Here is a 14,098-nt window from a genome sequence, read left to right on the forward strand (position 1 = left end):
GTTCTAGGATGGGTATAATGAAAAGAAACCAAATCCAAAAGAGGTGTCTATATGATTGAACTAGGAAAAAACCATGATCCATCAAGAAATGCACAATTATTGGAGGAACTTTTGAATAACCCGTTAACGCCAAGCGAAACTTTGAGCGAAACCGAGGCTTTTTTTGACGAAATCAAAATCGAGCCGTCGGTGAGCAAAATGCCTCAGCCGGCATCTCTTGCAGAACGGGCGCTATCGTTTTACCGGATGGACCATTCCATTCCAGATCCGCACAACTACAAATGGGCAACTAATGGAACCGATTTGTATCCCGAATGGAAAACGGAATTGGACAATGAATATGAAAAACTGGAACAAACCATTACTCGCCACGTCAACGTGGAAGATTTTGGAGCAGTCGGCGATGGCAAAACGGATTGTACTGCAGCGTTCAAAAAAGCGATCGGCAATGGCCGCGTGCAGGTCTATGTGCCGCCTGGCGAATACATAGTAAAATTTATTGAACTTCCTTCTTGGACTCGGCTAGTCGGGGCAGGCAAAGGCGCTACCATTTTGAAACTTCATGCGGATGCGCCAAAACGCCGCCGCTTGATCACCAATTCCAATTACTTAAAAGGCAACCGCAATATCGCAGTTGAAAACTTGAGCATGGACTGGAATGTGCACCGCTTGGAAAGCCTGGAAAAAACCGGCTTTGGCGGCAACTTCTCCAGCTGTCTAGTGTTTGCTCAAGTCAAATACGGCTGGGTAAAAAACGTTGAAGGGATAAACCCAGGACTTCATTGTTTCGATATCACGTCGCCTTTGTACAACTATTCGGGCGACGGCTACCGCGCGCGCGGAGGCTGCCAGTATATTTGGCTAGACCAAGTATCGGGCTACGGCTTTGGCGATGACGGAGTGACGACCCACCACAGCGATTATATTTTCGTCTCCAATTCGTATTTCCACGACCCGAGCGGCAGCGCACACGATGCCGGAGTTGCCAATTCAAACGGCCTCGAAATTGATGATGGCTCACGCCACGTCTGGCTCGTCAACAATGCAACGGCGCGCTGTTTCGGCGGCGTTGAAATTAAAGCGCACGGCTCTTCTTCTGCGGCATCGAGCGTCTACATTTCAGGCCATATATCATTAAACGACAACCGCGCATTTAATTTCCGCCACATCGGACACCACAAAATCACGGATCCAGAATCACGGTCGGCGTTCAACATCACGGCTGAACGGCTCGTGGCAATTGCGCCTGTCTTCTCTAATTTGTACTGGGCATCCACGCCGCGTGCATTGGTGGTTTCTGGCTACCGCAACGTGGCAATCAACCGCTTTTTATTCGCAGGAGATCCCGAATACGATTATAAAGGCAATCCGGCGGCGACGATCCAGTACCGTGCGAAACACGTGTCGCTGACGAACGGCGTTGTCAAAGGTTTCAAGACGTCGAATGCGGATATTTTGATTTCCGGCGGCGAACAAGGCGCCAATCATGTCCGCGTTAAAAACATCGAAAGCATCGATTCTTCAGGCGAAGCTGTCAAAGTCGGCGAAGAATGCATCGAAGTGTTTGTTGAAGGCGTGAATCAAAAGTAACGAGTAAACCAGTAGTCATGGTCGGCGAGGAATTTTAAGATGCCGTCCGCCGGATGTGTCAGATTATTATGAGGTATTTCATTTAAGTAAGAGCGGTGCAATAACAACACTTTACTTTTATGCCTCTTGTTTTTTATAATAGAAAGATATACTTTTCGAAAAAATAGAAGCAAGGTGGGCAATTATGGCCAAAGATCAAGTGAGGACAGCTGAAGACGTATTCCAAATGGTGTCGTCTTATATGAATGCCGATCATGTTGAAATGATAAAAAGAGCATATGAGGTTGCGCTAGAGGCACATGAAGGGCAATTCCGTAAATCGGGAGAGCCCTATATTGTGCATCCCGTACAAGTGGCAGGCATTTTAGCGGACCTGCAAATGGACCCGGCAACAGTAGCTGCGGGCTTTTTGCACGACGTCGTAGAAGACACCCATGTCAGCCGGGAAGACATCGTCGAGAATTTCAACGAAGAAGTGGCCATGTTGGTGGATGGAGTCACGAAACTAAGCAAGATCAAATACATGTCAAAAGAAGAACAGCAAGCAGAAAACCATCGCAAAATGTTTGTTGCGATGGCTCAGGATATCCGGGTCATCTTGATCAAACTGGCTGACCGCTTGCACAATCTTCGCACGCTGAAATACCAGTCGGTTGAAAAGCAGCGCATCAAAGCGAACGAAACCTTGGAAATTTTCGCACCGATTGCGCACCGTTTAGGGATCAACACCATTAAATGGGAGCTCGAAGACACGGCGCTGCGTTATTTGAATCCGCAGCAATACTACCGGATCGTCAATTTGATGAAAAAGAAACGGACGGAACGCGAAGAGTATTTAAACAACGTCATGGGCGAAATCCGCAAGCAGCTTGGCGATGTCGACATTAAAGCCGAACTGTTCGGCCGGCCGAAGCACATTTATAGCATTTATCGCAAAATGGTGCTGCAAAACAAACAGTTTAATGAAATCTACGATTTATTGGCTGTGCGGGTAACGGTTGAAAGTGTAAAAGACTGCTACGCCGTTCTTGGCATCATCCACTCCACATGGAAGCCGATGCCGGGCCGCTTCAAAGATTATATTGCCATGCCGAAACAGAATTTATACCAATCGCTTCATACGACCGTGATCGGCCCGCAAGGCGATCCGCTAGAGGTGCAGATCCGTACGGAAGAAATGCACCGCATCGCCGAATACGGAGTCGCGGCGCACTGGGCGTATAAAGAAGGCAAAACACCGGAGAAGCCGAAAAACTCAGTGGACTCCCGTCTGACCTGGTTCCGCGAAATTTTAGATTTCCAGAACGAGTCCGACAATGCGGAAGAGTTTATGGAAAGTTTGAAATACGATTTGTTTTCGGATATGGTTTACGTCTTTTCTCCAAAAGGCGATGTCATCGAAATGCCTGCCGGTTCTTGCCCGATTGATTTCGCTTACCGGGTCCATTCGGAAATCGGCAATAAAACCATCGGCGCCAAAGTCAACGGCAAAATGGTGCCGCTCGATACCGAACTCATCACTGGCGACATTGTGGAGATTTTAACGTCCAAACAAAGCGTCGGGCCAAGCCGCGATTGGCTGAAAATCGCCAAATCCACGCAAACGAAAAATAAAATCAAGCAATTCTTCAAAAAGCAGTTGCGCGTGGATAACGTGCAAAAAGGCAAAGAATTGATTGAAAAAGAAATCCGGGCTCAGGAATTTGCGGTCAAAGACGTCTTGACGAATGAAAACATAAAACGCGTCTGCGACAAATTTAATTTCACCGGCGAAGACGATATGTACGCGGCCGTCGGCTTTAATGGCATCACCGCGCAGCAAGTGGTCAACCGCCTGGCTGAAAAAATGCGCAAAAAACGTGAGCAAGAAGAAGCGCTAGAAAAAATTACGGTCGAGATGAAAACCGCTCAGCCGAAAAAACAAACCGACTCAGGCGTCATTGTCCGGGGCATCGACAATGTCATGATCCGGTTGTCGCGATGCTGCAACCCGGTTCCCGGCGACAGCATCATCGGTTTTATTACAAAAGGCCGGGGTGTATCCGTACACCGCGGCGATTGCCCGAATGTCCAGGCAAATGAAACCGACCGGCTCATTCCGGTTGAATGGGAAAACATGGAGCCGACAGAAACCAAATCCTACCAGATCGACATCGAAGTGCAAGCCTATGACCGAACGGGTCTAATCAACGAAGTGATGCACATGGTCAGTGAAACAAAAACGACCATTACTGCGGTTAGCGGTCGTGCCGACAACGACAAAGTCGCCACGATCAACTTGACGATTATGATTCCGCACATTTCGTATTTGAACCGAGTCGTTGAACGAATCAAGCAATTGCCGGATGTTTATTCGGTGACGCGCGTGACCAATTAAGGAGGAGCTATGCGGGTAATTTTGCAACGATCCAAACAAGCTTCTGTAACAGTAGAAGGCAACATTACGGGTGCCATCGATTCGGGCTACGTGCTGCTTGTCGGCATTACGCACGAAGACACGGTGGAAGACGCCAACTACGTCGCAGCCAAAATCGCCCAACTTCGCCTTTTTGAAGACGAAGACGGCAAAATGAACCGTTCCATTTTGGAAAACGGGGGAGACGTCTTGTCGATTTCGCAGTTTACGCTTTACGGAGACGTCAAGAAAGGCCGGCGCCCGAGTTTTATTTCGGCAGCCCGGCCGGAACAAGCGGAACCGCTGTGGCAAGCGTTTAATGAAGCGCTGCGGGAAAACGGACTAATAGTTGAGACCGGCATCTTTGGCGCCATGATGGACGTCCAGCTCGTCAACGATGGCCCTGTTACGATATTAGTGGAATCCAAATAAAAAACGGTGCAGGAATTCGGTTTCCTGTACCGTTTTTATTTGTGTGGAAGCGTTGTTTGCGGAAAATCAAGTTTGTTTGCAAAATCTGGGCGTTTATTTGCGGATTCCGGGATTTATTTGCAGAATTCAAGCGCTTGTTTGCGAAATCGAAGACTTTATTTGCAGAATCCTAAAATCACAAAAAACAGCACGGGGAATTGTCCCCGTGCTGTTTTCTATTGAAGCTGAGCATCAAAATAATTGACGATGCCTGAATACAAACCGAGTGCCGCTTGTTCGCGGAATTGTTCCGTCGTCAAGATGCGTTCTTCGTTGTAATTGCTCAAATAGCCAAGTTCTACCAATACTGCAGGCTGCTGGTTTTCCCGGAGGACTAAGTAATTGCCGGGCTGTACGCCACGGTTGCGGAGCGACAGTTTCCCTGCGAGCCCCGAGTTGACGGATTCGGCAAGTTCGAGCTGGTGATTTTGCATATAATAGGTCGTGAAGCCATGGACGCTATTGTCGGTGTTGGCGTCGTAATGGATGCTGATAAAAGCGTCCGCCCCGAGTTGGTGCCCTTCGGCTACCCGGTTGCGCAAGTCGACATAAACGTCGGATTGCCGCGTCAACGTCACGTCAGCACCGGCCGCGCGCAAATGGTGGGAAAGAATTTCAGCAGTTCTCAGCGTCAAATCTTTTTCCCGCGTATTGCGTGCGCCCGTCGTACCGCCGTCATTTCCCCCGTGTCCAGGATCCAATACAATCGTGAGTCCGTTTAGAGTGCCTTGCTTGCGTGAAGATTTTTCTTTTGGCGTCTTTGGTGCAGCTTCGGCTTCATCTGCCGTCACGACCCATGAAGCAATATAAGCGCGTTGGCCGTCATTCAGTGTGACTTGGTACCAGTCGCCTTGGCGGTCGGCCACCACCAATTGATCGCCGGCATTAGCCCGGCTGACAACGCCAGAACCAGTAGAAGGCTCACTGCGCAAATTCGTGCCGTCCGTCAAGACAGTGACCATTTCCGCGTTGCTGCTTTCAGCTGTTCTCACCGATTGATCGGACAGGTGGCCGTGGAATGCATAGACCCAGCCAGTTTTATCAGTAGACAAACGGATTTGCACCCAGTTGCCTTCTGTGGATTCGACCGCATACACTTCGCCTTCGTGGACTGTCGCTTTTTTTGAAGAGCTCAAATTCGGTTTTGTCCGGACGTTCAATGCGCTGACAGCTACTTCAAATGAAGAAACATCGCTCGCTGCAGGGGCTGGATTTTCTTTAGTTGTTTCTGAAGCAGTTATGTATTGTTTCGATACAAAGCCTCGCGTGTTGCGAAAGTCGATTTCGAGCCAATCGCCCGTTTCGCTAATGATTTCGGCTTGATCGCCGGCATTCATTTGCGTTAAGACGGAGGAAGAAAGATCGGGCTGTGAACGGACATTCAGCCGGTCGACAGAAGAAACCGCTTTTTGGTTTTGCGTTTCAGCAGAAGTGGAAGACGTTAGCCAAGCAGCTACCCAGCCGGTTTCGCCGCCATTTTTGATTTCGTACCAGTCGCCTTCCTGGGAAATCACATCAACTTTTTCGCCTTTTGCAAGTGAACCTTGCACGCTATACGACAAGCCTGGGCCTGAACGGATATTTACAGTTGAAGAACTGATTTCTCTGGATCCCGTATCGGCAGCCGCATGGTCGGAGGCTTGCAGAGGCAAGCTGCCGGCAGTGAGTAAAATAACTAAAATAAATGCGGTTAACCACTTGCGGTTCATTTAGCACCTCCTAATATAATCATGATACTATAATAGCAAAAAATAAAGCTATCGGGGAAAAAGGTTGACAAGTTTTATGAGAATAATTAAGATTAACTTTATTATCCTTATATATTTGCTGATGACGAAGAAAGTAATTGCATGATTGGCTGAAAAGAGAGGGGAAGTCTCGGGCTGAAAACTTTCCTGCAGAAATGTGCGACGAAAAACACTTACGAGGCTTTTTTCTGAAAGGTAACTCCGGTTATTTATTAGGAAAAGACGGAACCGGCCGTTATCCGGAATGAGAGGATGCAGCGTTTTGCATCAACTAGGGTGGAACCGCGGAAGCTAATACAGGCTCTCGTCCCTTGCGTAACAGCAAGGGGCGGGAGCTTTTTTGTATGGAAAAATCAAAGGAGTGAAAAAACATGAGCATTCAAGCACCGCGCGGCACGTACGATGTGCTGCCAGACCAATCTGCAAAATGGCAGGAAGTCGAACAAAAAATCAATGAGTTATGCCGATTGTACCAGTATAAAGAAATCCGCACGCCGGTTTTTGAACATACGGAATTGTTCCAGCGCGGAGTCGGCGACACGACCGACATCGTCCAAAAAGAAATGTACACGTTCCAAGACAGAGGAGACAGAAGCCTGACGCTTCGCCCGGAAGGAACGGCCTCGGTCGTTCGGTCGTACGTGGAAAATAAATTATTCGGCATGCCCGACCAGCCGGTAAAATTGTTCTATACCGGCCCGATGTTCCGCTACGAGCGCCCGCAAGCCGGCCGCATGCGCCAGTTTGTCCAATTCGGCGTCGAAGCAATCGGGTCAAAAGATCCTGCGATCGATGCAGAAGTGATTTCGCTTGCCATGGACGTTTATCGTTCTGTCGGCTTAAAGCAATTGCGCCTGGTCATCAACTCGCTTGGCGACACAGAAAGCCGTATTGCACACAAAGAAGCGCTGATTGGGCACTTTGCGCCGCGAATCGGTGAATTCTGCGGCGATTGCCAAACGCGTCTTGAGAAAAACCCGCTTCGCATTTTGGATTGCAAAGTGGACCGCAACCACCCATTGATGGCGACTGCGCCGTCGCTTGCAGATTATTTGAACGAAGAATCGCAGCACTATTTTGATGACGTCAAAGGCTACCTGGAGACACTCGGAATCGACTATGTCGTAGATCCGAATTTGGTCCGGGGTCTTGATTATTACAACCACACCGCTTTTGAAATTATGAGCGATGCTGAGGGGTTTGGCGCAATCACGACGCTTGCAGGAGGCGGACGCTATAACGGGCTTGTAGAAGACCTTGGCGGACCGGAATCACCGGGCATCGGATTTGCGATGAGCATCGAACGCCTGCTTTTGGCGTTGGAAATGGAAAAAGTTGAAATTGGCCAGTCGCAAAATTTGGATGTATACGTTGTGGCGATGGATGAGTCAACCAAGAAAAAAGCTGTCAGCGTCGTTAAAAATTTGCGCGATAACGGGGTATCGGCCGACATGGATTTTGGCGGACGCAAAGTAAAAGCGCAAATGAAATCAGCTGACCGCAAAAAAGCAGGCTACGTAATCGTCATTGGCGAAACGGAAATGGCCACAGGCAAAGCCGCAATCAAAGAAATGGCAACAGGCGAGCAGCACGAAGTCGGATTTGAAGCGATCGCTGAAACAATTCTGAAGAAGAAATCATTGGAGGGTTAATCATGGCTAGAACACATTATTGTGGAGAAGTGAACGAAACGGTTACCGGGCAGCGTGTTTCATTAAACGGCTGGGTCCAAAAACGCCGCGATTTAGGCGGCTTGATATTTGTGGATGTACGCGACCGCTCAGGAATCGTACAAGTGGTTTTCAACCCCGAAATTTCTGAACAAGCTGCTGCAATCGGCGAGAAATTGCGCAATGAATTCGTCATCCACATTGACGGGCTAGTTGTGGAACGTGCAGACGGCCAAATTAACGCATCGATGAAGACCGGGAAAGTCGAAGTGCAAGTGGACCATGCAGCGATTGTCAATGCTGCGAAAAACCCGCCGTTCGCAATCGAAGACGATACGGATGTCAGTGAAGACTTGCGTTTGAAGTATCGTTACTTGGATTTGCGCCGTCCGGCGATGTTCGAAACGTTCAAAATGCGCTCGGACATTACGAAATCGGTCCGCAACTTTTTGGACAAAGAAGGCTTCTTGGAAGTGGAAACACCAATTTTGACCAAATCCACTCCTGAAGGCGCGCGCGATTATTTGGTGCCAAGCCGCGTTCACGAAGGCGAATTTTACGCGCTTCCTCAATCGCCGCAATTGTTCAAGCAAATGCTGATGGTTTCTGGATTCGACAAATACTATCAAATCGCCCGCTGTTTCCGTGATGAAGATTTGCGTGCGGACCGCCAGCCGGAATTCACGCAAATCGATATGGAAGTAAGTTTCCAGACGATGGAAGACATCATCAAATTGAACGAACGCTTGATGGTTCAAATGATGAAAGAAGTAAAAGCGATTGATATCGAGCCGACTTTCCAGCGTATGAGCTATACGGAAGCGATGGACCGTTTCGGATCTGACAAGCCGGACGTCCGTTTTGGGCTGGAGCTTATTGACGTATCGGAACTTGTGAAAAATTCTTCGTTCAAAGTATTTTCTGGCGCTGTCGAAAACGGTGGCCAAGTCAAATTGATCAACGTCAAAGGGGTTGCGGCGAATTATTCGCGCAAAGACATCGATGCGCTTGGTGAATTCGCATCCCGTTACGGCGCAAAAGGCTTGGCGTGGTTGAAAGTGGAAGAAGAAGGCGTGAAAGGGCCAATTGCCAAGTTCTTTGAAGGCGAAGCTGCGGCTGGTTTGATTGAACGCGCAGAAGCTGAAGCTGGCGATTTGCTGCTGTTTGTCGCAGATGCCAAATCGATTGTTGCAGATGCACTAGGTGCATTGCGCATGAAATTCGGCAAAGAACTCGGGTTGATTGACAACTCGGTTTATAAATTCCTTTGGATTACCGATTGGCCATTGTTTGAATACGACGAAAAAGAAGGCCGTTATTTTGCAGCCCACCATCCGTTCACGATGCCGTTTGAAGAAGACATCGACAAGTTGGAGACAGAGCCGCAAAATGTCCGAGCACAAGCTTACGACTTGGTTTTGAACGGCTATGAACTTGGCGGAGGATCTTCCCGGATCTACCGCCGTGACATCCAAGAGAAAATGTTCAGCGTTCTTGGCTTTACGCCCGAAGAAGCGCGCGCGCAATTCGGTTTCTTAATGGAAGCATTTGAATACGGGACACCTCCGCATGGCGGGATCGCCTTCGGTTTGGACCGTTTGGTGATGCTGTTATCTGGCAGCACAAACTTGCGCGACACGATTGCGTTCCCGAAAACAGCAAGCGCCAGCGACTTGTTGACGAATGCCCCGAGCCCAGTATCCGATGCACAGCTTGAGGAATTAAGCCTAGCAGTTAAGGGTCAGAATAATCAAAAAGTTTCAGAGTAAAATGTTTGTGCATTTAAAAAAGGTATGATAATATACAGTTATTAAAGAATCCTGATGTGTTCGTTTTCAGCAATTCAGTTTTGACCCAACATTTTGTCGTCGGGAGACCAGATTTCATCATGGCTAACATGCCCTCACCGGAAGTTATAAGTGATGGAGAGGTCACCCACCTGCTATAAGCGGGTTCAAAGCGATGAGCATCAAAAAAGACGGCACGATTGGGATTCTTTATCAACTTATACGTTCTCCCTCCGATAGTTTGTCGGAGGGATTTTTTATGTGTATAATTCCTAGTACACCGATACCATTTGAAGGGCAGGAAAATCATGTTACATCAATTTTCTCGAAATGAATTAGCCATAGGCAAAGAAGGCCTTGATCTTGTAAAAAATTCAACCGTTGCCATACTCGGCGTCGGAGGCGTAGGCTCGTTTGCAGCTGAAGCTTGCGCGCGCAGCGGCGTCGGAAAAATTATTCTAGTAGATAAAGACAACGTCGACATCACCAACATCAACCGCCAATTGGTAGCCAATTTATCGACCGTTGGACAGTCTAAAGCAGAAGTGATGAAGCGCCGCATCGCCGACATCAACACAGAGTGCGAAGTGATTTCCCTACATATGTTTTACACCGAAGAAACATGTGAAGAGTTTTTCAGCTACAATCCGGACTACGTCATCGACGCGTCCGATACGATGATCTACAAAGTCCATTTGATGCAGGAATGCTACAAGCGCGGCGTGAAAATCATCGCCAGCATGGGCGCTGCTAATAAAACGGACCCAACCCGTTTTAAAATTGCGGACATTTCCAAAACACATACCGATCCGCTAGCGAAAATTATCCGCAAAAAACTGCGCCTTTCAGGAATCAAAAAAGGCATCCCGGTAATTTTCTCGGATGAAAGCCCAATTGTTGTGCGTGAAGATGTGGTTGAAACGGTCGGGAAACCGAATGCTGCCATACGCAAAGCGCAAATGCCGCCAAGCTCGAACGCATTCACGCCTTCAGCGGTCGGCTTGATCGCCGCGAGCTGGGTCATCAACGACATCACGAAAAACATTTTGATCCAACGTGTGCGCATGAACTAATCCCAGCCGGCTCGAGTAGAGAGCCGGCTTTTCTGTGGGGTTTTTCGTGAGCGTGCATAAGATCGGCTGAGCGTGCGTATTTTCCCGTGAGCGTGCATAAGTTTGGCTGAGCGTGCGTATTTTCCCGTGAACGTGCATAAGTTTGGCTGAGCGTGCGTATTTTCCCGTGAACGTGCATAAGTTTGGCTGAGCGTGCGTATTTTCCCGTGAACGTGCATAAAATTTGCTGAGCGTGCGTATTTTCCTGTGAGCGTGCATAAGATGGGCTGAACGTGCGTATTTTTTCGTAAACGTACACAAATAAACTCTCCAACTCAAATTCATCGTCAAACACCATCAAAAAAGCCGCCTCCTTTTCAGGAAACGGCTTCGTAAACTTATTTTCTCTTTCTGAACGTCTTTAATTTCTCGTAAATGCCGGCAAATTTCTTTTCTTCGCCAGCCACGACCGGCTTGTAGTATTCGGCTGTCCGGATTTCTTTCGGCAAATAATCTTGGTCGGCCCAGCCGCCGAACGAGCCGATCGGCGTGTCGTGCGGATAGCGGTAACCGCCATGGCCGAGTTCAGCGCTTCCGGCATAATGCGTATCGCGCAGGTGCATTGGAATGTCACCCGTTTCGCCTTTATGGATGGCAGCAGTGGCAGCGTCAATCGCTTTATAAGCAGAGTTGGATTTTTCGGACAAGCACATTTCCGCGACAGCTTGTGCAAGCGGGATGCGTGCTTCTGGCAAGCCGAGGCGGTCGGCTGCCTGACAAGCGGCGAGCACATGCCCGCCGACTGCCGGATTGGCAAGTCCGATGTCTTCGTAAGCCATGACCAGCAACCGCCGCGTCACGGCCGTCAAATCACCGTTTTCTAATAAATGCGCCAAATAGTACATCGCGGCATTGACGTCGCTGCCGCGCACCGATTTTTGGAGAGCGGACAATAAATTAAAATAATGCGAGCCTTTTTTGTCGCCGAAGACGCCGATGCGCTTCATCATCTGTTCAATTATGCCGTTGTCGACAATCGTCCGGTCGTCGCGTTCATCCGATGCCATGACAATCGATTCGAGCATCGTCAACGCTTTTCGCGCGTCGCCGTTGGAACCGGAAGCGATGCGGTCGATTTGCTCGGGCGAAATGTCGATGGCTTGATTGCCGAGTCCGCGTTTCGGATCTTCCAATGCACTTGTTAATAATTTTATTATGTCATCTTGTGTCAGCCGTTTCAGCTGCTTGATTTCGCCGCAGCGGGAACGGATGGCCGGGTTGACGTCATGGAAGGGATTTTCCGTTGTGGCGCCGATTAAGATAATAGAGCCGCTTTCGACATGCGGCAGCAGCGCATCTTGCTGGAGTTTATTAAAACGATGGATTTCATCGAGAAACAGCAGCACTTTGCCGGTCATCCGTGATTCCATAACGACGTCTTCCACGTCTTTTTTGCCTGAAGTGGTGGCATTCAACGCGATAAAGGGCAATTTTGACGTGCCGGCGATGGCATGGGCGATCGACGTTTTGCCGATTCCCGGTTCGCCATATAACAGCATGGACGGGATGTGCCCGTTTTTAATCATTTTATATAAAGCGGTTTGCGGCCCGATGACGTCTTTTTGTCCGACGACTTCATCGATCGTCCGTGGGCGCATCCGAAAAGCCAGAGGTTCGTTATGCAAATAAAAAACTCCTTCCGTACATTTGTTCTAAAGTTTAGTATAGCGTTTCACGTTTCAAAAGTCATTGCGCGTCCATTTGCCCCAAATATGCTATACTGTTTTGAAGAATATTGGAATTTGACTTAGAGGTGTATCCATGAAAATTTCGACAAAAGGCCGGTATGGTTTAACAATTATGATTGCGTTAGGAAAACAATATGGAGAAGGGCCATTGCCGCTCCGCAAGATTGCTGAAGAATACGAGTTGTCGGAAGCATACTTGGAACAATTGGTGGCGCCGCTCCGTAATTCAGGTTTGGTGAAAAGTGTCCGGGGGGCTTACGGCGGCTATATGCTGACGCGCCATCCAAAAGAAATTTCTGCAGGCGACGTGATCCGCGTTTTAGAAGGGCCGATACAGCCGGTTGAAGGCATTGACGACGAAGCCCAGCCGCAGCGTGAACTGTGGGTGCGCATTCGCGACGCCGTGAAAAACGTGCTTGATACGACGTCGATTGAAGATTTAGCCAATCACCAAAAAGGTGAAAACGAAAATTACATGTTTTATATATAGAGGAGTTAATGAAATGAACCGAATTTATTTAGACCACGCAGCCACTTCTCCTATGCATCCGGAAGTGGTTGAAACATTTGCACAAGCCCTTGGCACTATTTACGGTAACCCGTCAAGCATCCATAGCACCGGGCGAGATGCGCGCAAAGCCTTGGACGAAGCGCGCCGCGTATTCGCCGAAAGCATCCATGCGAACGATCCCGAAATCGTCTTTACTAGCGGCGGGACTGAAGCCGACAATATGGCGATTTTTGGAACAGCTGCGAAAAAAGAAGGCAAGCACATCATCACGTCCACAATTGAGCACCATGCCGTTTTGCACGCTTGCGAGAAATTAGAGCGTGAAGGCTATGACGTAACTTATTTGCCGGTCGACGAAAACGGACTGGTGCAAGCAGAAGACGTGAAAAAAGCTTTGCGGGACGATACAATTTTAGTGACGATCATGCTTGGCAACAACGAAGTGGGCACGATCCAGCCGATTGCGGAAATCGGGGAGCTGTTAAAAGACACCGATGTCACGTTCCATACAGACGCGGTGCAAGCTTATGGCATTTTGCCGATCGATGTGGAACAATTAAACGTGGATTTATTGTCTGTATCGGGCCATAAATTGAACGGGCCAAAAGGCATCGGCTTTTTATATCAGCGAAAAGGGACGCCGCTTGAACCGCTTTTATTCGGCGGAGAACAGGAACGAAAGCGCCGCGCCGGAACCGAAAACGTGCCGGGCATTAAAGCTTTCGCCAAGGCGGTTGCCATTGCGCAAGAGCAAAAAGAAGCACGTGCTGCACAATATATGCACTTTAAACAGCTGTTTAAAGCTGTTCTTCAGCAAGAAGGCGTGGAATTCAGCGAAAACGGCGCAAACCAATTGCCGCATGTTTTAAACTTGAGCATGCCGGGAATCGAAATCGAATCGTTTTTGGTGAACTTGGACTTAGCCGGAATTTCAGCATCAAGCGGATCTGCATGCACCGCGGGTTCAATCGATCCGTCGCATGTGTTGGTGGCAATGTTCGGCGAAAACGCGGAACAAAGCCGCAATTCGATCCGCTTCAGCTTTGGCATTGGATTGACAGAAGAAAATATCAAACAAGCGGCTGCGAAAACCGCTCAAATCAGCAAGCGTTTAGCGCTTCAATGA

Annotated in this window: 10 protein-coding genes, 1 other RNA gene and 1 other annotated feature; of the genes, 9 read left to right on the forward strand and 2 right to left on the reverse strand. The window is 48.7% G+C overall.

The genetic code is table 11. From position 1 onward, the window contains the following. The first annotated feature begins 51 nt into the window (after positions 1–51). From ACRRQV_RS01265 to dtd, 3 genes are all read left to right on the forward strand, one after another. The gene (locus ACRRQV_RS01265) at positions 52–1,590 is read left to right on the forward strand and encodes a glycosyl hydrolase family 28-related protein (RefSeq protein WP_432526847.1); all 1,539 of its coding nucleotides are present in this window, start codon (positions 52–54) and stop codon (positions 1,588–1,590) included. Between the two features lie 184 nt (positions 1,591–1,774). Next, positions 1,775–3,967 (forward strand): RelA/SpoT family protein, encoded by a 2,193-nt coding sequence (locus ACRRQV_RS01270; protein ID WP_432526849.1) that lies wholly within the window; start codon positions 1,775–1,777, stop codon positions 3,965–3,967. A 9-nt stretch (positions 3,968–3,976) separates the two neighbouring features. After that, a complete protein-coding gene (gene dtd / locus ACRRQV_RS01275; RefSeq protein ID WP_432526851.1) occupies positions 3,977–4,417 on the forward strand; it encodes a D-aminoacyl-tRNA deacylase in 441 nt (146 codons plus the stop codon). Between the two features lie 215 nt (positions 4,418–4,632). Here the strand turns inward: dtd and ACRRQV_RS01280 are convergent, their stop codons facing one another. After that, positions 4,633–6,165 carry an SH3 domain-containing protein gene (locus ACRRQV_RS01280; RefSeq protein WP_432526853.1) on the reverse strand — a complete coding sequence of 511 codons (1,533 nt, stop codon included), beginning with the start codon at positions 6,163–6,165 and terminating at the stop codon, positions 4,633–4,635. Positions 6,166–6,277: 112 nt separating this feature from the next. Then, positions 6,278–6,519 (forward strand) — a binding site (T-box leader). 56 nt (positions 6,520–6,575) lie between these two features. Here ACRRQV_RS01280 and hisS point away from each other — a divergent pair. The 4 genes from hisS (at position 6,576) to ACRRQV_RS01300 (ending at position 10,734) form a co-directional block, all read left to right on the forward strand. Then, the gene (gene hisS / locus ACRRQV_RS01285) at positions 6,576–7,856 is read left to right on the forward strand and encodes a histidine--tRNA ligase (protein ID WP_432526855.1); all 1,281 of its coding nucleotides are present in this window, start codon (positions 6,576–6,578) and stop codon (positions 7,854–7,856) included. Between the two features lie 2 nt (positions 7,857–7,858). Then, a complete protein-coding gene (gene aspS / locus ACRRQV_RS01290) occupies positions 7,859–9,643 on the forward strand; it encodes an aspartate--tRNA ligase (RefSeq protein ID WP_432526857.1) in 1,785 nt (594 codons plus the stop codon). A gap of 45 nt (positions 9,644–9,688) precedes the next feature. Further along, a non-coding RNA gene (ssrS, locus tag ACRRQV_RS01295) (6S RNA) lies at positions 9,689–9,872 on the forward strand. A gap of 97 nt (positions 9,873–9,969) precedes the next feature. Continuing rightward, positions 9,970–10,734, forward strand: coding sequence for a tRNA threonylcarbamoyladenosine dehydratase (locus ACRRQV_RS01300; protein WP_432526859.1), 765 nt, complete (start codon positions 9,970–9,972; stop codon positions 10,732–10,734). A gap of 377 nt (positions 10,735–11,111) precedes the next feature. Here the strand turns inward: ACRRQV_RS01300 and ACRRQV_RS01305 are convergent, their stop codons facing one another. After that, the gene (locus ACRRQV_RS01305; RefSeq protein WP_432526861.1) at positions 11,112–12,398 is read right to left on the reverse strand and encodes a replication-associated recombination protein A; all 1,287 of its coding nucleotides are present in this window, start codon (positions 12,396–12,398) and stop codon (positions 11,112–11,114) included. Positions 12,399–12,534: 136 nt separating this feature from the next. Between ACRRQV_RS01305 and cymR the strand changes: the two genes are divergently transcribed. Beyond that, positions 12,535–12,951 carry a cysteine metabolism transcriptional regulator CymR gene (cymR, locus tag ACRRQV_RS01310; protein ID WP_432526863.1) on the forward strand — a complete coding sequence of 139 codons (417 nt, stop codon included), beginning with the start codon at positions 12,535–12,537 and terminating at the stop codon, positions 12,949–12,951. A gap of 13 nt (positions 12,952–12,964) precedes the next feature. After that, positions 12,965–14,098 (forward strand): cysteine desulfurase family protein, encoded by a 1,134-nt coding sequence (locus ACRRQV_RS01315; RefSeq protein WP_432526865.1) that lies wholly within the window; start codon positions 12,965–12,967, stop codon positions 14,096–14,098.

The organism is Planococcus sp. YIM B11945 (assembly GCF_050864155.1).
In the GTDB taxonomy this organism is placed as follows: Bacteria; Bacillota; Bacilli; order Bacillales_A; family Planococcaceae; genus Planococcus.

Bases quoted from the DNA above. Each gene is read 5' to 3' on its own strand.
- hisS (WP_432526855.1), top strand. From the start codon at position 6,576: ATGAGCATTCAAGCACCGCGCGGCACGTACGATGTGCTGCCAGACCAA.
- cymR (WP_432526863.1), top strand. From the start codon at position 12,535: ATGAAAATTTCGACAAAAGGCCGGTATGGTTTAACAATTATGATTGCG.
- dtd (WP_432526851.1), top strand. From the start codon at position 3,977: ATGCGGGTAATTTTGCAACGATCCAAACAAGCTTCTGTAACAGTAGAA.
- ACRRQV_RS01280 (WP_432526853.1), bottom strand. From the start codon at position 6,165: ATGAACCGCAAGTGGTTAACCGCATTTATTTTAGTTATTTTACTCACT.
- ACRRQV_RS01270 (WP_432526849.1), top strand. From the start codon at position 1,775: ATGGCCAAAGATCAAGTGAGGACAGCTGAAGACGTATTCCAAATGGTG.
- ACRRQV_RS01300 (WP_432526859.1), top strand. From the start codon at position 9,970: ATGTTACATCAATTTTCTCGAAATGAATTAGCCATAGGCAAAGAAGGC.
- aspS (WP_432526857.1), top strand. From the start codon at position 7,859: ATGGCTAGAACACATTATTGTGGAGAAGTGAACGAAACGGTTACCGGG.
- ACRRQV_RS01315 (WP_432526865.1), top strand. From the start codon at position 12,965: ATGAACCGAATTTATTTAGACCACGCAGCCACTTCTCCTATGCATCCG.
- ACRRQV_RS01265 (WP_432526847.1), top strand. From the start codon at position 52: ATGATTGAACTAGGAAAAAACCATGATCCATCAAGAAATGCACAATTA.